The organism is Photobacterium iliopiscarium, assembly GCF_003026395.1.
In the GTDB taxonomy this organism is placed as follows: domain Bacteria; phylum Pseudomonadota; class Gammaproteobacteria; order Enterobacterales; family Vibrionaceae; genus Photobacterium; species Photobacterium iliopiscarium.
In genome coordinates, this window is sequence record NZ_PYOO01000022.1 from 4,280 (window position 1) to 27,781 (window position 23,502).

General features: G+C 43.3%; 1 protein-coding gene. It reads left to right on the forward strand.

Features of this window, described 5'->3' with window-relative positions:
- The coding region (locus C9J51_RS18640; RefSeq protein ID WP_107275277.1) for a T1SS-143 repeat domain-containing protein at window positions 1–23,502 on the forward strand (23,502 nt) is incomplete at its 3' end.

Consider the following 23,502-nt stretch of genomic DNA (forward strand, 5'->3'; position numbering starts at 1 on the left):
ATGGTTAAAAATAATAATAAAATTGAAGAGTTTAAGCTTGTTGATGGTGATAGTTTTATTCTTAAACCAAATCAACAACCTATTCCTGTTACTGATTTACATGCTCTTCAAACCAATGAAATTATTGTTACTAATCGTGACGCAAAATTTATTCTTATTAAAGATGGTGTAGAACAAGTTGTTAACCTCCCTTGCTCTAGTTGTTCAATATTAACACCTGATGGTGTTGAAACAGTTGAGTTAGATGACCGTATTACTTTTAATGGTGATGCTAAAGAAGGTACATCATTTTCTATTGATGATATTACAGCGTTACAAAATGCTATTTTATCTGGACAAGATCCAACTGCATTATTTGAAGCCCCAGCTGCTGGCAATGAGAGTGCTGCAGGAAATGTAGGATTAAATGGTTCATCTGCAACTGCAAGCTTTATTACAATTAATTATGATAATAATACGGTGTTAGCTGAAGCTGGTTTTGATACAACTTATGATCCTAACCGTACTATTCAATCTAGCGATACGAATGTGATTTTAGCCGCGGATGGTGGTGAATTAGGATCGATGACTCTCGTCGAAGGTGATTTATTTCCATCAGCAAGTGAACAAGGCTATCCTGTTCAAACGTCTATTTCAATTATTATTGATGCTGCAACATTACCGCTTGAAAGTGCCTCTTTTATTTTTGATTCTCTCTCTATTAATACATTGCTTTTTGAATTAAATAATGAAATTTCTTCAGGGGGACAAGCTGTTAGCTTTGTTTTTGATACTCAATCGAATGCAATTGTTGGTACTCTCAATGGTACGACAGTTATGTCAATTACCCTTGATGCATCGTCAGCTAATGGACGTGATGTTACGGTTAATATTACCACAATTATTAATCAGCCAATTGATCATTCAGAAGGTAATGGTAGTGGTTTAGTTTCTCGTGATGGCGATAGTATTACTGTTGATGTTGCGATTCAAGGTGCTGATTCAAATGGTAATTTACTGGATCAGCCAATTAATGTTGATATTACGATTAAAGATGGTGTAAATCCCGAATTTGGTATCGATAATGGTACGAACATCAATGAAACTACACAAAATGGACAGATTGTTAATGGTGATGTGCCATTAGATATCGGCTCGGATGATATCCAATCTATTCACTTTAATGCGGCGCAAGACGGTCTTGCCAATATCACCAGTAATGGTGAAGCGACAACTTTTACGGTCAACGGCAATGTACTAACGGTTATTGGTTCGAATTCACAACCTGTGATGGTGGTGACGATCGCTAATGACGGTACTTATACCGTTAAAGTGACCGGAGCTGTTGATCAAAACAGTGCCGATATTGCAGACATTAAACTGGCTGTAACGGCAACGGATAAAGACGGTGATACCGCTCAGGGTGAATTAAATATCACTATCAACGACGGCACTGATGCGGTTGGTGGTGAGAACATTGATATCACGCTGACAGAAGGTGATCGTGATGTGGATGGCAGCGGCACCAGCACTGGTGGCATTGATACCACGTACCCTGTGGAACAAAGCGGACAGTTAACACTGGTTGCGGGTGAAGATCGTCTTGATCCAAATACCGTTGCGATTGATGCAAGCCAACAAGCGGATTTAATTAAAGAGCTTAACGCTGAATTGACTTCGGGTGGTCACGCGTTGACATTTACGGTTGATGCGAACGGTAACTTGGTTGGTACTCTTGCAGGGACTGATACGGTTGCAGTGCGGGTTGAATTAACACCTCAGCAAGATGGTCAAAACGTTAATGTTGAAGTCAAAATCATCCAAGAACTTCCCCTTGATCATAAAGATTCAGGTAATGGTACTTATGTTTCTGTCGATGGTGATGACATTGCGATTAAAGTCCCCGTACAAGCTCAAGATACCGACGGTGATCCATTAGATAACCCAGCCACGATTGATATTACGATTAAAGATGGTGCGAACCCTGTGTTTGGTATTGATAGCGGTATTAGCATCAATGAAACCACCGAGGCAGATAAGATCATCGCAGGTCAGATCCCACTTGATGTGGGCTCGGATGATATCCAATCTATTCACTTTAATGCCGCGCAAGAGGGTCTTGCCAATATTACCAGCAATGGTGAAGCGACCACATATAACGTTAACGGCAATGTATTAACGGTGGTGGATGCACAGTCACAACCCGTGATGGTGGTGACGATCGCTAATGACGGTACTTATACCGTTAAAGTAACCGGAGCTGTTGATCAAAACAGTGCCGATATTGCTGAGATTAAACTGGCTGTGACGGCAACCGATAAAGACGGTGATAGCGCTAATGGCGAATTAAATATCACCATCAACGACGGCAGTGATGCGGTTGGTGGTGAGAACATTGATATCACGCTCACAGAAGGTGATCGTGATGTGGATGGTAGCGGTACTAGCACTGGTGGCATTGATACCACGTACCCTGTGGAACAAAGCGGACAGTTAACACTGGTTGCGGGTGAAGATCGGTTAGTGGCGTCATCGGCTGCGATTGATGTAAGCCAACAAGCAAGCTTAATTAAAGAGCTTAACGCTGAACTGACTTCAGGCGGTCACGCGTTGACGTTTACTGTTGATGCGAATGGTAACTTGGTTGGTACCCTTGCAGGGACTGATACCGTTGCAGTGCGGGTTGAATTAACACCAACACAAGACGGTCAAAACGTTAACGTTGAAGTCAAAATCATCCAAGAATTGCCGCTGGATCATAATGTCTCGGGTGACAGTGCTGGGTTTGTAACGGTTAATGGCAATGACATTGCGATTAAAGTGCCCGTGCAAGCCAAAGACACTGATGGTGATCCATTAGATAACGCTGCCACGATTGATATTACGATTAAAGATGGTGCGAACCCTGTGTTCGGTATCGATAGCGGCATCACTATTAATGAAACCACCGAGGCGGATAAGATCATCGCGGGTCAGATCCCACTCGATGTGGGCTCGGATGATATCCAATCTATTCACTTTAATGCGGCGCAAGACGGTCTTGCCAATATCACCAGTAATGGTGAAGCGACCACATATAACGTTAACGGCAATGTCTTAACGGTGGTGGATACACAGTCACAACCTGTGATGGTGGTGACGATCGCTAATAACGGTACTTATACCGTTAAAGTAACTGGACCTGTTGATCAAAACAGTGCCGATATTGCTGAGATTAAACTGGCTGTGACGGCAACCGATAACGACGGTGATACCGCACGTGGTGAATTAAATATCACCATTAATGACGGCAGTGATGCGGTTGGTGGTGAGAACATTGATATCACGCTCACAGAAGGTGATCGTGATGTTGATGGCAGCGGTAGCAGCACTGGTGGCGTCGATACCTCGTACCCTGTGGAACAAAGCGGACAGTTAACACTGGTTGCGGGTGAAGATCGTCTTGACCCAAATACTGTTGCGATTGATGTAAGCCAACAAGCAGAGCTAATTAAAGAGCTTAACGCTGAACTGACATCTAGTGGTCACGCGTTGACGTTTACGGTTGATGTGAACGGTAACTTGGTTGGTACTCTTGTAGGGACTGATACCGTTGCCGTGCGGGTTGAATTAACACCTCAGCAAGACGGTCAAAACGTTAACGTTGACATCAAGATTATTCAAGCATTGCCACTGGATCATAATGCTTCGGGTGACAGTGCAGGGTTTGTAACGGTTAATGGCAATGACATTGCGATTAAAGTCCCCGTACAAGCGCAAGACACTGATGGTGATCCATTAGATAACCCGGCCACGATTGATATTACGATTAAAGATGGTGCAAATCCTATATTCGGTATCGACAGCGGTACTACTATTACGGAAACAGAAACTGGTGTAACTGCAACTGGAAAGATTCCACTCGATGTGGGCTCGGATGATATCCAATCTCTTCACTTTAATGCCGCGCAAGAGGGTCTTGCTAATATCACCAGTAATGGTGAAGCGACAACTTTTACGGTCAACGGCAATGTACTAACGGTTATTGGTTCGAATTCACAACCCGTGATGGTGGTGACGATCGCTAATGACGGTACCTATACCGTTAAAGTAACTGGACCTGTTGATCAAAACAGTGCCGATATAGCTGAGATTAAACTGGCTGTGACGGCAACCGATAAAGACGGTGATACCGCTCAGGGTGAATTAAATATCACTATCAACGATGGCAGTGATGCGGTTGGTGGCGAGAACATTGATATCAAGCTCACAGAAGGTGATCGTGATGTTGATGGTAGCGGTACCAGCAGCGGTGGCATTGATACCACATACCCTGTGGAACAAAGCGGACAGTTAACACTGGTTGCGGGTGAAGATCGTCTTGACCCACATACTGTTGCGATTGATGCCAGTCAACAAGCAGCGTTGATTAAAGAACTTAACGCTGAACTGACATCTAGCGGTCAAGCCTTGACGTTTACAGTTGATGCGAACGGTAACCTGGTCGGTACCCTTGCAGGGACTGATACCGTTGCCGTGCGGGTTGAATTAACACCTCAGCAAGATGGTCAAAACGTTAATGTTGAAGTCAAAATCATCCAAGAACTTCCCCTTGATCATAAAGATTCAGGTAATGGTACTTATGTTTCTGTCGATGGTGATGACATTGCGATTAAAGTCCCCGTGCAAGCCAAAGACACTGATGGTGATCCATTAGATAACCCAGCCACGATTGATATTACGATTAAAGATGGTGCGAACCCTGTGTTCGGTATCGATAGCGGTATTACTATCAATGAAACCACCGAGGCAGATAAGATCATCGTAGGTCAGATCCCACTTGATGTGGGCTCGGATGATATCCAATCTATTCACTTTAATGCCGCGCAAGACGGTCTTGCTAATATCACTAGCAATGGTGAAGCCACCACATATAACGTTAACGGCAATGTCTTAACGGTGGTAGATGCACAGTCACAACCCGTGATGGTGGTGACGATCGCTAATGACGGTACCTATACCGTTAAAGTGACCGGAGCTGTTGATCAAAACAGTGCCGATATTGCTGAGATTAAACTGGCTGTCACGGCAACCGATAAAGACGGTGATACCGCTCAGGGTGAATTAAATATCACCATTAATGACGGCACTGATGCGGTTGGTGGTGAGAACATTGATATCACGCTGACAGAAGGTGATCGTGATGTGGATGGTAGCGGTACCAGCACCGGTGGCGTCGATACTACGTACCCTGTGGAACAAAGCGGACAGTTAACACTGGTTGCGGGTGAAGATCGCCTTGACCCAAATACCGTTGCGATTGATGCCAGTCAACAAGCAGGGTTGATTAAAGAGCTTAACACTGAACTGACATCTGGCGGTCACGCGTTGACATTTACGGTTGATGCGAATGGCAACTTGGTTGGTACTCTTGCAGGGACTGATACCGTTGCAGTGCGGGTTGAATTAACACCTCAGCAAGATGGCCAAAACGTTAATATTGAAGTCAAAATCATCCAAGAACTTCCCCTTGATCATAAAGATTCAGGTAATGGTACTTATGTTTCTGTCGATGGTGATGACATTGCGATTAAAGTCCCCGTGCAAGCCAAAGACACTGATGGTGATCCATTAGATAACGCTGCCACGATTGATATTACGATTAAAGATGGTGCGAACCCTGTATTCGGTATCGATAGCGGTACTAGCATCAATGAAACCACCGAGGCGGATAAGATCATCGCGGGTCAGATTCCACTCGATGTGGGCTCGGATGATATCCAATCTCTTCATTTTAATGCGGCGCAAGGCGGTCTTGCTAATATCACCAGTAATGGTGAAGCCACCACATATAACGTTAACGGCAATGTCTTAACGGTGGTGGATGCACAGTCACAACCCGTAATGGTGGTGACGATCGCTAATGACGGCACTTATACCGTTAAAGTAACCGGACCTGTTGATCAAAACAGTGCCGATATTGCTGACATTAAATTGGCTGTGACGGCAACCGATAAAGACGGTGATACCGCTAATGGTGAATTAAATATCACTATCAACGACGGCAGTGATGCGGTTGGTGGCGAGAATATTGATATCACGCTGACAGAAGGTGATCGTGATGTGGATGGTAGCGGTACTAGCACTGGTGGCATTGATACCACGTACCCTGTGGAACAAAGCGGACAGTTAACACTGGTTGCGGGTGAAGATCGGTTAGTGGCGTCATCGGCTGCGATTGATGCAAGCCAACAAGCGGACTTAATTAAAGAGCTTAATGCTGAACTGACATCTAGTGGTCACGCGTTGACGTTTACGGTTGATGCGAACGGTAACTTGGTTGGTACTCTTGTAGGGACTGATACGGTTGCGGTGCGGGTTGAATTAACACCAACACAAGATGGACAAAACGTTAACGTTGACATCAAGATTATTCAAGCATTGCCACTGGATCATAATGCTTCGGGTAACAGTGCTGGATTTGTAACGGTTAATGGTAATGACATTGCGATTAAAGTCCCCGTGCAAGCCAAAGATACTGACGGTGATCCATTAGATAACCCAGCCACGATTGATATTACGATTAAAGATGGTGCGAACCCTGTGTTCGGTATCGACAGCAGCATCACTATTAATGAAACCACCGAGGCGGATAAGATCATTGCAGGTCAGATCCCATTTGATGTGGGCTCGGATGATATCCAATCTATTCACTTTAATGCCGCGCAAGACGGTCTTGCCAATATCACCAGTAATGGTGAAGCGACAACTTTTACGGTCAACGGCAATGTATTAACGGTGGTGGATGCACAGTCACAACCCGTGATGGTGGTGACGATCGCTAATGACGGTACCTATACCGTTAAAGTAACTGGACCTGTTGATCAAAACAGTGCCGATATTGCAGACATTAAACTGGCTGTGACGGCAACCGATAAAGACGGTGATACCGCTCAGGGTGAATTAAATATCACCATTAACGACGGCATTGATGCGGTTGGTGGTGAGAACATTGATATCACGCTCACAGAAGGTGATCGTGATGTTGATGGCAGCGGTACTAGCACCGGTGGCGTCGATACCACGTACCCTGTGGAACAAAGCGGACAGTTAACACTGGTTGCGGGTGAAGATCGTCTTGATCCAAATACCGTTGCGATTGATGCAAGTCAACAAGCGGACTTAATTAAAGAGCTTAACGCTGAACTGACATCTAGCGGTCACGCGTTGACATTTACGGTTGATGCGAACGGTAACTTGGTCGGTACCCTTGCAGGGACTGATACTGTTGCAGTGCGGGTTGAATTAACACCAACACAAGATGGACAAAACGTTAACGTTGAAGTCAAAATCATCCAAGAACTTCCCCTTGATCATAAAGATTCAGGTAATGGTACTTATGTTTCTGTCGATGGTGATGACATTGCGATTAAAGTGCCCGTACAAGCCAAAGACACCGATGGTGATCCATTAGATAACCCAGCCACGATTGATATTACGATTAAAGATGGTGCAAATCCTATATTCGGTATCGACAGCGGTACTACTATTACGGAAACAGAAACTGGTGTAACTGCAACTGGAAAGATTCCACTCGATGTGGGCTCGGATGATATCCAATCTCTTCACTTTAATGCCGCGCAAGAGGGTCTTGCTAATATCACCAGTAATGGTGAAGCGACAACTTTTACGGTCAACGGCAATGTACTAACGGTTATTGGTTCGAATTCACAACCCGTGATGGTGGTGACGATCGCTAATGACGGTACCTATACCGTTAAAGTAACTGGACCTGTTGATCAAAACAGTGCCGATATAGCTGAGATTAAACTGGCTGTGACGGCAACCGATAAAGACGGTGATAGCGCTCATGGTGAATTAAATATCACTATTAATGACGGCACTGATGCGGTTGGTGGTGAGAACATTGATATCACGCTCACAGAAGGTGATCGTGATGTTGATGGTAGCGGCACCAGCACTGGTGGCATCGATACTACGTACCCTGTGGAACAAAGCGGACAGTTAACACTGGTTGCTGGTGAAGATCGTCTTGACCCAAATACCGTTGCGATTGATGCCAGTCAACAAGCAGCGTTGATTAAAGAACTTAACGCTGAACTGACATCTAGCGGTCAAGCCTTGACGTTTACTGTTGATGCGAACGGTAACCTGGTCGGTACCCTTGCAGGGACTGATACCGTTGCCGTGCGGGTTGAATTAACACCTCAGCAAGATGGTCAAAACGTTAATATTGAAGTCAAAATCATCCAAGAACTTCCCCTTGATCATAAAGATTCAAGTAATGGTACTTATGTTTCTGTCGATGGTGATGACATTGCGATTAAAGTGCCCGTGCAAGCCAAAGACACTGATGGCGATCCATTAGATAACCCAGCCACGATTGATATTACGATTAAAGATGGTGCGAACCCTGTGTTCGGTATCGATAGCGGTACTATCATCAATGAAACCACCGAGGCGGATAAGATCATCGCAGGTCAGATCCCACTTGATGTGGGCTCGGATGATATCCAATCTATTCACTTTAATGCAGCGCAAGACGGTCTTGCCAATATTACCAGCAATGGTGAAGCGACCACATATAATGTTAACGGTAATGTATTAACGGTTATTGGTTCGAATTTACAACCCGTGATGGTGGTGACGATCGCTAATGACGGCACTTATACCGTTAAAGTAACCGGACCTGTTGATCAAAACAGTGCCGATATTGCAGACATTAAACTGGCTGTGACGGCAACCGATAAAGACGGTGATACCGCTCAGGGTGAATTAAATATCACCATTAACGACGGCACTGATGCGGTTGGTGGTGAGAACATTGATATCACGCTCACAGAAGGTGATCGTGATGTTGATGGCAGCGGCATTAGCACCGGTGGCATTGATACCACGTACCCTGTGGAACAAAGCGGACAGTTAACACTGGTTGCGGGTGAAGATCGTCTTGATCCAAATACCGTTGCGATTGATGCAAGCCAACAAGCGGATTTAATTAAAGAGCTTAACGCTGAATTGACTTCGGGTGGTCACGCGTTGACATTTACGGTTGATGCGAACGGTAACTTGGTTGGTACTCTTGCAGGGACTGATACGGTTGCAGTGCGGGTTGAATTAACACCTCAGCAAGATGGTCAAAACGTTAATGTTGAAGTCAAAATCATCCAAGAACTTCCCCTTGATCATAAAGATTCAGGTAATGGTACTTATGTTTCTGTCGATGGTGATGACATTGCGATTAAAGTCCCCGTGCAAGCCAAAGACACTGATGGTGATCCATTAGATAACCCAGCCACGATTGATATTACGATTAAAGATGGTGCGAACCCTGTGTTCGGTATCGATAGCGGTATTACTATCAATGAAACTACCGAGGCAGATAAGATCATCGCAGGTCAGATCCCACTTGATGTGGGCTCGGATGATATCCAATCTATTCACTTTAATGCCGCGCAAGAGGGTCTTGCCAATATCAGCAGCAATGGTGAAGCGACCACATATAACGTTAACGGCAATGTCTTAACGGTGGTGGATACACAGTCACAACCTGTGATGGTGGTGACGATCGCTAATGACGGCACTTATACCGTTAAAGTAACTGGACCTGTTGATCAAAACAGTGCCGATATTACTGAGATTAAACTGGGTGTGACGGCAACCGATAAAGACGGTGATACCGCTCAGGGTGAATTAAATATCACCATTAACGACGGCACTGATGCGGTTGGTGGTGAGAACATTGATATCACGCTCACAGAAGGTGATCGTGATGTGAATGGTAGCGGTACTAGCACTGGTGGCATTGATACCACGTACCCGGTGGAACAAAGCGGACAGTTAACACTGGTTGCGGGTGAAGATCGTCTTGACCCAAATACCGTTGCGATTGATGCAAGCCAACAAGCGGACTTAATTAAAGAACTTAACGCTGAACTGACATCTAGCGGTCACGCGTTGACGTTTACGGTTGATGCGAATGGTAACTTGGTTGGTACTCTTGTAGGGACTGATACCGTTGCCGTGCGGGTTGAATTAACACCAACACAAGATGGACAAAACGTTAACGTTGAAGTCAAAATCATCCAAGAACTTCCCCTTGATCATAAAGATTCAGGTAATGGTACTTATGTTTCTGTCGATGGTGATGACATTGCGATTAAAGTCCCCGTACAAGCGCAAGATACCGACGGTGATCCATTAGATAACCCAGCCACGATTGATATTACGATTAAAGATGGTGCGAATCCTGTATTTGGTATCGATAGCGGCATCACTATTAATGAAACAACCGAGGCAGATAAGATCATCGCAGGTCAGATCCCACTTGATGTGGGCTCGGATGATATCCAATCTATTCACTTTAATGCCGCGCAAGAGGGTCTTGCCAATATCAGCAGCAATGGTGAAGCGACCACATATAACGTTAACGGCAATGTCTTAACGGTGGTGGATACACAGTCACAACCTGTGATGGTGGTGACGATCGCTAATGATGGTACTTATACCGTTAAAGTGACCGGAGCTGTTGATCAAAACAGTGCCGATATTGCTGAGATTAAACTGGCTGTGACGGCAACCGATAAAGACGGTGATACCGCTCAGGGTGAATTAAATATCACCATTAATGACGGCACTGATGCGGTTGGTGGTGAGAACATTGATATCACGCTGACAGAAGGTGATCGTGATGTGGATGGCAGCGGCACTAGCACCGGTGGCATTGATACCACGTACCCTGTGGAACAAAGCGGACGGTTAACACTGGTTGCTGGTGAAGATCGTCTTGACCCACATACTGTTGCGATTGATGCTAGTCAACAAGCGGACTTAATTAAAGAGCTTAACGCTGAACTGACATCTAGCGGTCACGCGTTGACGTTTACGGTTGATGCGAATGGTAACTTGGTTGGTACTCTTGTAGGGACTGATACCGTTGCCGTGCGGGTTGAATTAACACCTCAGCAAGATGGTCAAAACGTTAATGTTGACATCAAGATTATTCAAGCATTGCCACTGGATCATAATGCTTCGGGTGACAGTGCTGGATTTGTAACGGTTAATGGCAATGACATTGCGATTAAAGTCCCCGTACAAGCGCAAGATACCGACGGTGATCCATTAGATAACCCAGCCACGATTGATATTACGATTAAAGATGGTGTAAATCCCGAATTTGGTATCGATAATGGTACGAACATCAATGAAACTACACAAAATGGACAGATTGTTAATGGTGATGTGCCATTAGATATCGGCTCGGATGATATCCAATCTATTCACTTTAATGCCGCGCAAGACGGTCTTGCTAATATCACCAGTAATGGTGAAGCGACCACATATAACGTTAACGGTAATGTACTAACGGTTATTGGTTCGAATTTACAACCCGTAATGGTGGTGACGATCGCTAATGACGGCACTTATACCGTTAAAGTGACTGGAGCTGTTGATCAAAACAGTGCCGATATAGCTGAGATTAAACTGGATGTGACGGCAACGGATAAAGACGGTGATACCGCTCAGGGTGAATTAAATATCACCATTAATGACGGCACTGATGCGGTTGGTGGTGAGAACATAGATATCACGCTCACAGAAGGTGATCGTGATGTTGATGGCAGCGGCACCAGCACAGGTGGCGTCGATACCACGTACCCTGTGGAACAAAGCGGACAGTTAACACTGGTTGCGGGTGAAGATCGTCTTGACCCCAATACTGTTGCGATTGATGCAAGCCAACAAGCGGACTTAATTAAAGAGCTTAACGCTGAACTGACATCTAGCGGTCACGCGTTGACATTTACGGTTGATGTGAACGGTAACCTGGTCGGTACCCTTGCAGGGACTGATACCGTTGCAGTGCGGGTTGAATTAACACCAACACAAGATGGCCAAAACGTTAACGTTGAAGTCAAAATCATCCAAGAACTTCCCCTTGATCATAAAGATTCAGGTAATGGTATTTATGTTTCTGTCGATGGTAATGACATTGCGATTAAAGTCCCCGTGCAAGCCAAAGACACTGATGGTGATCCATTAGATAACCCAGCCACGATTGATATTACGATTAAAGATGGTGCGAACCCTGTATTTGGTATCGATAGCGGTATTACCATCAATGAAACCACCGAGGCGGATAAGATCATTGCGGGTCAGATCCCACTCGATGTGGGCTCGGATGATATCCAATCTATTCACTTTAATGCCGCGCAAGACGGTCTTGCTAATATCACCAGCAATGGTGAAGCGACAACTTTTACGGTCAACGGCAATGTACTAACGGTGGTGGATGCACAGTCACAACCAGTGATGGTGGTGACGATCGCTAATGACGGTACCTATACCGTTAAAGTGACTGGAGCTGTTGATCAAAACAGTGCCGATATTGCTGAGATTAAACTGGCTGTCACGGCAACCGATAAAGACGGTGATACCGCACGTGGTGAATTAAATATCACCATTAACGACGGCACTGATGCGGTTGGTGGTGAGAACATTGATATCACGCTGACAGAAGGTGATCGTGATGTTGATGGCAGCGGTACCAGCACTGGTGGCATCGATACCACGTACCCTGTGGAACAAAGCGGACAGTTAACACTGGTTGCGGGTGAAGATCGTCTTGACCCAAATACCGTTGCGATTGATGCCAGCCAACAAGCAGAGCTAATTAAAGAGCTTAACGCTGAACTGACATCTAGCGGTCACGCGCTGACGTTTACGGTTGATGCGAATGGTAACTTGGTCGGTACTCTTGCAGGGACTGATACCGTTGCAGTGCGGGTTGAATTAACTCCAATACAAGACGGTCAAAACGTTAACGTTGAAGTCAAAATCATCCAAGAATTGCCGCTGGATCATAATGTCTCGGGTGACAGTGCTGGGTTTGTAACGGTTAATGGCAATGACATTGCGATTAAAGTCCCCGTGCAAGCGCAAGATACCGATGGTGATCCATTAGATAACCCAGCCACGATTGATATTACGATTAAAGATGGTGCAAATCCTGTATTCGGTATCGATAATGGTACGAACATCAATGAAACTACACAAAATGGACAGATTGTTAATGGTGATGTGCCATTAGATATCGGCTCGGATGATATCCAATCTCTTCACTTTAATGCCGCGCAAGAGGGTCTTGCTAATATCACCAGCAATGGTGAAGCGACCACATATAACGTTAACGGTAATGTATTAACGGTGGTGGATGCACAGTCACAACCCGTAATGGTGGTGACGATCGCTAATGACGGCACTTATACCGTTAAAGTGACCGGAGCTGTTGATCAAAACAGTGCCGATATTGCTGAGATTAAACTGGCTGTGACGGCAACCGATAAAGACGGTGATACCGCTCAGGGTGAATTAAATATCACCATTAATGACGGCACTGATGCGGTTGGTGGTGAGAACATTGATATCACGCTCACAGAAGGTGATCGTGATGTTGATGGTAGCGGCACCAGCACTGGTGGTATTGATACCACGTACCCTGTGGAACAAAGTGGACAGTTAACACTGGTTGCGGGTGAAGATCGCCTTGACCCAAATACCGTTGCGATTGATGCCAGCCAACAAGCGGACTTAATTACAGAGCTTAACGCTGAACTGACATCTAGCGGTCACGCGTTGACATTTACGGTTGATGTGAACGGTAACCTGGTCGGTACCCTTGCAGGGACTGATACTGTTGCCGTGCGGGTTGAATTAACACCTCAGCAAGATGGACAAAACGTTAACGTTGAAGTCAAAATCATCCAAGAACTTCCCCTTGATCATAAAGATTCAGGTAATGGTACTTATGTTTCTGTCGATGGTGATGACATTGCGATTAAAGTGCCCGTACAAGCCAAAGACACTGACGGCGATCCATTAGATAACCCAGCCACGATTGATATTACGATTAAAGATGGTGTAAATCCCGAATTTGGTATCGATAATGGTACGAACATCAATGAAACTACACAAAATGGACAGATTGTTAATGGTGATGTGCCATTAGATATCGGCTCGGATGATATCCAATCTATTCACTTTAATGCCGCGCAAGACGGTCTTGCTAATATCACCAGTAATGGTGAAGCGACCACATATAACGTTAACGGCAATGTCTTAACGGTGGTGGATGCACAGTCACAACCCGTGATGGTGGTGACGATCGCTAATGACGGTACTTATACCGTTAAAGTGACCGGACCTGTTGATCAAAACAGTGCCGATATTGCTGACATTAAACTGGCTGTGACGGCAACCGATAAAGACGGTGATACCGCTCAGGGTGAATTAAATATCACCATTAATGACGGCACTGATGCGGTTGGTGGTGAGAACATTGATATCACGCTGACAGAAGGTGATCGTGATGTGGATGGCAGCGGCACTAGCACCGGTGGCGTAGATACCACGTACCCGGTGGAACAAAGCGGACAGTTAACACTGGTTGCGGGTGAAGATCGTCTTGACCCAAATACCGTTGCGATTGATGCAAGTCAACAAGCAGCGTTGATTAAAGAGCTTAACGCTGAATTGACTTCGGGTGGTCACGCGTTGATGTTTACGGTTGATGCGAACGGTAATTTGGTTGGTACTCTTGCAGGGACTGATACGGTTGCCGTGCGGGTTGAATTAACATCTCAGCAAGATGGTCAAAACGTTAACGTTGACATCAAGATTATTCAAGCATTGCCGCTGGATCATAATGCCTCTGGTGACAGTGCTGGGTTTGTAACGGTTAATGGCAATGACATTGCGATTAAAGTCCCCGTACAAGCGCAAGATACCGATGGTGATCCATTAGATAACCCAGCCACGATTGATATTACGATTAAAGATGGTGCGAACCCTGTATTTGGTATCGATAGCGGCAGCACTATTAATGAAACCACCGAGGCGGATAAGATCATTGCAGGTCAGATCCCACTTGATGTGGGCTCGGATGATATCCAATCTATTCACTTTAATGTCGCGCAAGACGGTCTTGCCAATATCACCAGTAATGGTGAAGCGACCACATATAACGTTAACAGCAATGTATTAACGGTGGTGGATGCACAGTCACAACCCGTGATGGTGGTGACGATCGCTAATGACGGTACTTATACCGTTAAAGTGACCGGACCTGTTGATCAAAACAGTGCTGATATTGCTGAGATTAAACTGGATGTCACGGCAACCGATAAAGACGGTGATACCGCTCAGGGTGAATTAAATATCACTATTAATGACGGCACTGATGCGGTTGGTGGTGAGAACATTGATATCACGCTGACAGAAGGTGATCGTGATGTGGATGGCAGCGGCACCAGCACTGGTGGCATTGATACCACGTACCCTGTGGAACAAAGCGGACAGTTAACACTGGTTGCGGGTGAAGATCGTCTTGATCCAAATACCGTTGCGATTGATGCAAGCCAACAAGCGGATTTAATTAAAGAGCTTAACGCTGAATTGACTTCGGGTGGTCACGCGTTGATATTTACGGTTGATGCGAACGGTAACTTGGTTGGTACTCTTGCAGGGACTGATACGGTTGCAGTGCGGGTTGAATTAACACCTCAGCAAGATGGTCAAAACGTTAATGTTGACATCAAGATTATTCAAGCATTGCCACTGGATCATAATGCTTCGGGTGACAGTGCTGGATTTGTAACGGTTAATGGCAATGACATTGCGATTAAAGTCCCCGTACAAGCGCAAGATACCGACGGTGATCCATTAGATAACCCAGCCACGATTGATATTACGATTAAAGATGGTGCGAACCCTGTGTTCGGTATCGATAGCGGTACTACTATTACGGAAACAGAAACTGGTGTAACTGCAACTGGAAAGATTCCACTCGATGTGGGCTCGGATGATATCGAACATATTAATTTTGCATCGTCTCAGCCGTCTCTTGAACATCTTATTTCTAATAATCAAGAGACTCGCTATGTTGTTAATGGTAATGAAATTCAGGTTGTTATCGACGGCGGTACGAATGATGGCGAAGCCGTCTTAACCATCACTATTGCTAATGATGGTCATTATATTGTTGAACAACATCAACCTATTGAGCAAAATAATGCCGTAGGCGATAGTGTTAATATTGAGCTTGGTGTTGTTGCTATTGATGACGATGGTGATACGAGTAATACGGGTCAATTAGCGATCCATATTAAGGATGGTCTAAACCCAACAGGTGAAGGCGTTCAAGCCAATATTATTATTACAGAAGGGGATTTAGAAAATCCTCGCCCAGGAAAAGGTTACCCTGTTGTTGGCTCCGGACAATTTACTGTTGATGCAACTGATGATGCCTTAGTCGCTAATTCGTTAACAATTACTGATAGTGTTAAGTCGACATTGTTAACCGAATTAAATGGCCTTACATCTGATGGTGAAACGTTAAGTTTTAATGTTGAGATTGGAGCGAATGGCGTCATTACCATTACTGGTGTAACCGCAACAGGCGGACATGAGGCAGTGACTATTACGATGACACCATCATCATTAGCAAATGGTGATGTCAGTGTCGATATGACTATTCAACAATCACTACCATTAGATCATTTGAAATCTAACGGTACATTTGTTGATGTTAGAGGCGGTAAAATTACTATTAGTGTGCCTGTTCAAATGCAGGATACTGATGGTGATGCGCTAGAAAAACCTGTTGATGTCAACATCACGATCAAAGATGGGCAGAAACCATCATTTGGGAACGATACGTCAGCAACCTTAGAAGAAGGTACATCAGGTCAGGCAACTGGTTCTGGCACAATCAATGTTGATACTGGAAGTGACCAAATAGCAAAAGTCTATTTTGGCAGCGAGCAAGCATCATTAAATGGTTTAACTAGTAATGGCCATGCTACGAGTTATCATTTGAGTGCTGATGGATCGAGTGTGATTGTGGTACTGCAAAGTGATCCGTCTCAGGTTGTGATGGAAGTGAGTATTGATATTGATGGTCATTATACCGTTACCCAACAACAACCGATTGATCAAGTTGATGATAAAGCGGCTGATAATGAGAATATCGACTTAAACGTTTATGCACAAGATCATGATGGTGATGTCAGTAAGCCAGGCCAGATTACGATCAATATTCATGATGGTAATAATGCGGTAGGTGGTGAAACAGGTTCAATTATTATTACTGAAGGTGATTTAACCCCTGCTACTGGTCAACAAGGTTATCCTGTTTCAGGTGATGTTAATATTGACGTTAAAGCTGGGGTGGATCGCCTTAATCCAACCACTGCGACCATTGATAGTACTAAACTCACGGCATTGATTGATGAATTACAATCAGAATTAACCGCAAATGGCGCAAAGATCAGCTTTAATTATGATCATAGTACTGGTGTGTTAACGGGTACCGCTAGCGGACATGTTGTTATTACAGTCACGGTGTCGGCAACCCAAGCAACGAATGGTCATGATGCTGATATTAAGGTATCTATTACTCAGTATTCCCCTCTTGATCATAGTGGTAATACTGGCGGTGGATTGGTTACTGTTGATGGCGATAGAATCGTCATTGATGTACCAGTACAGATACAAGATACAGATGGTGATTATCTTGGTGGTGATAGCGATAACTATATTAATGCTCAAATCACCATTAATGATGGTACTGGCCCAGTGATCACTGCGGCTCCTGCTTTAACCGTTGAGGAGAGTGATTTAGCTTCAGGCTCAACACCATCAGGTGAGGGTGAATCAGCATTAGGCGATATTATCGTTAATTCTGGTAGTGACTATGTTGTTGACTTTAAAGTGGATGTTGACTCTTTTAATCAACAAAATGACATAACCTCGAATGGAAATAAGATAACGTTATCGCAATCAAGTGAAGGTACTTATCAAGGTATTGCTGATGGTAACGTTGTGTTTACCTATTATTTGTTACCAACAGGGCGCTATATTTTCCAATTGCATGGGACTATAGATCATCCAACCCAAGGTGAAGATCAATTAACCATTGAAATTCCGGTTTATGCGGTTGATAAAGATGGTGACGTGAGTGCAAGTGTTAATATTGATGTCACTGTTAAAGATGATATTCCCTCTGTTGAAAATGTAGTGTTAACTGCTGTTGAAGGTACGACTGGCCATATTAGTGATACTAACTATGGTTTTGTTATGGATAAAACGGGTGCTGATGGAGCACAAGTTACTTCAGTAACAATTAATGGCAATAAAGTTGCATTAAGCGATCAAAATTTAAGTCAGAGTGGGTTCCATGAATTTGATGTTTTTGATGGTAATCAGCTATTAGGCCAGCTATTTATTAAACCTGATGGTCAAACAATCTTTAGGTCTAATGCTGATCTTACTCATAGCCAAGAAGAGATTATTAAAAAAATTGGTTTTGAAGTAACGGATGGTGATGGTGATACCGCTCAAGGAATCATCACAATTGAACTATCAGATCAAGACACTATTCTTCATACCGAAAATAGTATCGGTGAAGAAGATGACGGGCGTCATTCGACAGATCCAACTGATAACGTTGATCCTACTCGTAATGGTATTGCAATAAATATGACCATTGACGGTGGGGATAACGACCGTGGTGAACATATTGGTACGGTAACTATTCAGCCACAGACACAAGCACATGGTGTGTTTATGTATAACGGCCAACCACTCACGGTTAATAGTGATGGCAGTGTGACGTTACCACCGGCCGCATTTATTGTTGATAATACCAATCCACCGGATGTGAAGTTTACTTTACAAGGGGTTACTTTTGTTCCTGATGAAGATTATTCAACCTCATCTTCGGGCATAAAATTTGATGTAGTTGCACAAATTAATACCACCGATGGCGGTAATCATCCAGTAATGAATGGTGAATTTTCCGTTAATGTTCAAGGGATTGCAGATACGCCGGTTTGGAATGCAAGTTCGGTTGATCATTATGTCACTACAGAAGATCAGAATAATGTCTTGCTCAATGTTGTCGCTGATTTACAAGATACTGATGGTTCAGAAGCGCTATTTTATTTCATTACTGTTCCGGTTGAATACCAAGATAAGTGTACTTTAGAAATTGGTGGTCAGTTATTAACTGAAACTTCACCAGGTTCTGGTGTATATAAAGTGACAGTGAGTCAGATGGCATCAGTTGAAGTTAATCCTGTTGATAACTTCAGTGGTGATATTAAGTTAACCATTCAAGCACAAAGTAAAGAAAATAGTAACTTTGTTGATGGGCATCAATTTGCTGATTCGGCCGAGAAAACAATCATTATTAATGTTAATCCTGATGCTGATGATGGCGTGCTTAAAGTTACGCGTATTGAAGCAAATGAAGATCAGCGTATTGATTTATCGAGTCATATTAGTCTGATATCACTGGATGATAATATCGATAATTCTGAGCATTTATTCTTGCAGATTTCAACATTGCCGGAAGGGGGGGTGCTGTATGTTAATGATCAACTATTAGCACCAAATGCTGATGGCGTATATGAAATTTCATACCAAGACTTGAATGGTTTAACACTACAGCCACCATTGGATAGTAACGTTGATTTCAGTATTACTGTTAATGGCGTAGTACGTGATATTGCACAAATTACGGATGCAAGCGGTAATGTTACTACTGAGACCAGTGAAAAAATAATTGGTCCTCAAACGATTGATGTTGCTTTAACTGGGGTTGTTGATCGCCCTGAAATCGTCTCGGATAATCCTGATTGGACACCATTGGATAATGGTCAACACGGGTTACAAACCACCATTAAAGAAGACAGTGAAGCGACATTCGACTTTAAAGTCATCTCTGGTGAGCACACCAATGCTGATGGTAATACCGATGGTTCGGAAACATTAAGTGTGGTTATTTCAGGAATTCCAGAAGGTACGGAACTTTATGATTCTAAAGGTAATTTACAAACATTGGTTTATGCAGGTGAAGACAGTGATGGTCAGCCAATTTATCAGGTCGATCTTGCCTCATTAACGGATATAGTGATTAAGCCGCCTCATAATAGTACTGAAGATCTTCATCTTGATGTACGAACAGTCGTTACTGAAAATGATGGTGCGAGTACGAGCTTTAACGGCAAATTAGTGATTCATATTACCCCTGAAATTGATGCGAATAATTACACTACCGTTTCTAAAGGGTTAGAAGATGAGTCGACAGTAGTTAACTGGCAGCCTTCTCTTTCTGACAGTCAAGAGCATATTACAGGGTTAGTTTTAAGTGGTTTGCCAGTAGGTTATCAATTATTTATTAATGGAACATTATTGGCAAATGGTGGAACAGGTAGTGTTGAATTTACAGATCAACAACTACAGACATTACTTGATGGCGGTAAGCTTACAGTAACGGCACCTCATAATTCAGATCAAGATATTCAGTTAACATCGACGGTTACCGTGTCTCAAACCGATGTTGATGGTGATAAAGAAACTGTCACCAAAGATATTACAGGTACGTTAGACGTAGATATTAAAGCTGTCGTTGAGCCTGATGGTAATCTCATTATTGATGATAACGGTACGGTGGTTACAACAATTTCATCTAGTAGTAATGGTGTTATTGACCTGTCAAATGATGCCAATTCTGATGGTAAAATTGTATGGGAAAATGATGATACATCAAGCTCTGAAGTGATCACTCAAATTGTATTAGACCCTATTCCTGAAGGCTTTGTGATTATTGGTGGTATTAATAATGGTGATGGCAGTTGGACAATACCGCAATCTGCTTTAAATAATCTTAAAATTATTGCACCAGAAGGCTATAACGATAAGTTAACACTGAATATCAATGCGCTTGTTCAAGATATGAGTGATGACGGTGACGTTAGTAATAAAGTTGAAGAGAAAGGCACTATTACACTTGATTTTAGCGCTAATACTGAAACTAATGATAAGCAAGCTGCTGATATTATTGTTGATGATAACTATATTGTAACGGGTGACGAAGATCATTCTATCGATCTCGGTCAGCAGATGATGGATCATATCGTTAAGGTAAGTACCGCTGGCGGCGAGCAGGTACATGATGATTTTACCTTGGTAATTAACGCCAATGATTTACCTGCTGGATCGTCTATTTCAGGTGTTGAATTTAACCATGTTACTGGTGAATATGTATTAAAAGTACCTGTTGGTCTTGATGGCTCGATTGATCTTTCAGATGTCAAATTAAATCTTCCAGTTGACTATGCTGGAGACTTTAAATTCGATGTTAAATACGTTACCACTGATACTGATAGTGGTGATTATAAAACGCAAACCGATACTATTGTTGTTCAAGTGGCACCTATGGTTGATGGACCACGTTCTGTCACTATTGCGGTTGTTGAAACAGAAGGTTTGAATGCAGATAAGCAACCAATCTCAACCTCAGATGATAAACAAGAGCAAGTTTACGATAATATTGCGTATGAAGACGGTGATATCAAACTCGATCTTTCTGTTAGCTTAAAAGATCTTGATACCTCTGAAACCAGTGGTAAAGAAACAGTGCAATCAGTAACACTGACATTAGCTAACACTAGCGATGGGGTATTTATTGATGTGAATGGTAACGTATTAGGAACATCAATTACGGTTGATCAAAGTCAGCTTGATAATATCCATTTCCGCCCGATATTAGATTTTAGCGGCAAGGTGGATATTAATGTTAGTACAACCGTGGTTGATACCGCTATTTATGACCAAACGACAGGAGCAACAGTTACAGACAGTAAAGTGTTTGATAATACTGTTAGTTTTGATGTTATTGCCGTAAATGATCAAGTTAAATGGCAAGGTATTGATACACCCATTGTTGGTGATGAAGATACCGCTATTCCGCTTGCTGGAATCAGTGGGTCATTAGAAGATATTGATGGTTCTGAACATATCGTTTCTATTAAGTTAGAGAATGTACCAGAGGGCTTTGTCATTGAAGGGGCTGTCAATAATGGTAATGGCGTATGGACGATTACAGCATCAGGTGAAAGTTTTGATTTAAGTGCTATTAAAGTTCAACCACCACGTAATTTTAGCGGTAACGTTGATTTTGACATAGTAGTCTATTCACAAGAAGCATCACTAGATAAACCACTAGCAAACCGTGAAACAATTTCTATTAATGTTAATCCAATTGCCGATAAAGTGGATACCGATGTTGATCCAAATGTCAGTGGTGACGAGAACAGTCCTATTACGCTGGATTTGGGTATTCAAGCTTTTGATGATCAAAAAACCATTAATAATCCAGGAACAAATGTGCATGAGAATGGTGCAGAATCATTACAGATCACCATTACTAATGTGCCAGATTCAAGTTCATTTACTCTTCCTGATGGCGTTGTTGGTAGTGCAGAAAAACAACCTGATGGCTCATGGATTATTAAAGTAACAGGATCCGATCTGGATACGTTGATTTTTCATCCAGGTGACGCCAATAATCAAACCGTTATTGATGGCAGTATTTGGAATGGCGACTTAAATCTAGATATTCGAGCCGTGGATAATGGGGTTGTTGGTACAGACAGTGTTGCTGTTGATAAGACGATTCACGTTGATATAACACCGGATAATGATGCTCCAGTAAATCATTTACCAGCAGATCCACTAACGGTAGATGAAGATGCGACGTTAGTGATTAGAGATCTACAAATCACAGATGTAGATAGCAATGATCATGATGCCGTAATGGACATGACCGTTACGTTAAGTGTTGAACATGGGCAACTTGCTATTGCTGCGGGTGCTGATGTCTCTGGCTTAACGATTACCGATAATGACGATGGTAAATTAGTTATTCGTGGTGATTTGAACCTAATTAATACGCTGTTAGATCAAGGTATTAATTACACTGGCGATAAAGATTTTAATGGAACAGATAGTCTTACTATGACTACCGACGATAACGGTAATTCAGGCGCAGGTGGTGCATTAACTGACACCGATAGCATTGATATTACGGTTACTCCTGTTAACGATGCGCCAATTAATACCGTACCCGCACCATTTGATGTTAATGAAGATGGTAGCCATGTTATTGCCGGATTGAGCATTGCTGATATTGATGCCAAAGAAAGCGGTACTTCTGGTCAAATGACGGTTGAGCTTAATGTTGAACATGGACAACTATCGATTATTGCGGCTGATACGCAAGGGTTAACGGTTACCGATAATGGTGATGGTAAGCTCGTAATCAGTGGCGATATTGACAAGATTAATACCTTGTTAGATGGCGGGATTAAATATACAGGTGATACGAACTTCAACGGTAATGACCAGCTAACAATGACCACATCGGATAATGGTAATGTTGGTAGTGGCGGTACATTAACTGATGTAAGTACGGTTGATATTATGGTTACTCCTGTTAACGATGCGCCAATTAATACCGTACCCGCACCATTTGATGTTAATGAAGATGGTAGCCATGTTATTGCCGGATTGAGCATTGCTGATATTGATGCCAAAGAAAGCGGTACTTCTGGTCAAATGACGGTTGAGCTTAATGTTGAACATGGACAACTATCGATTATTGCGGCTGATACGCAAGGG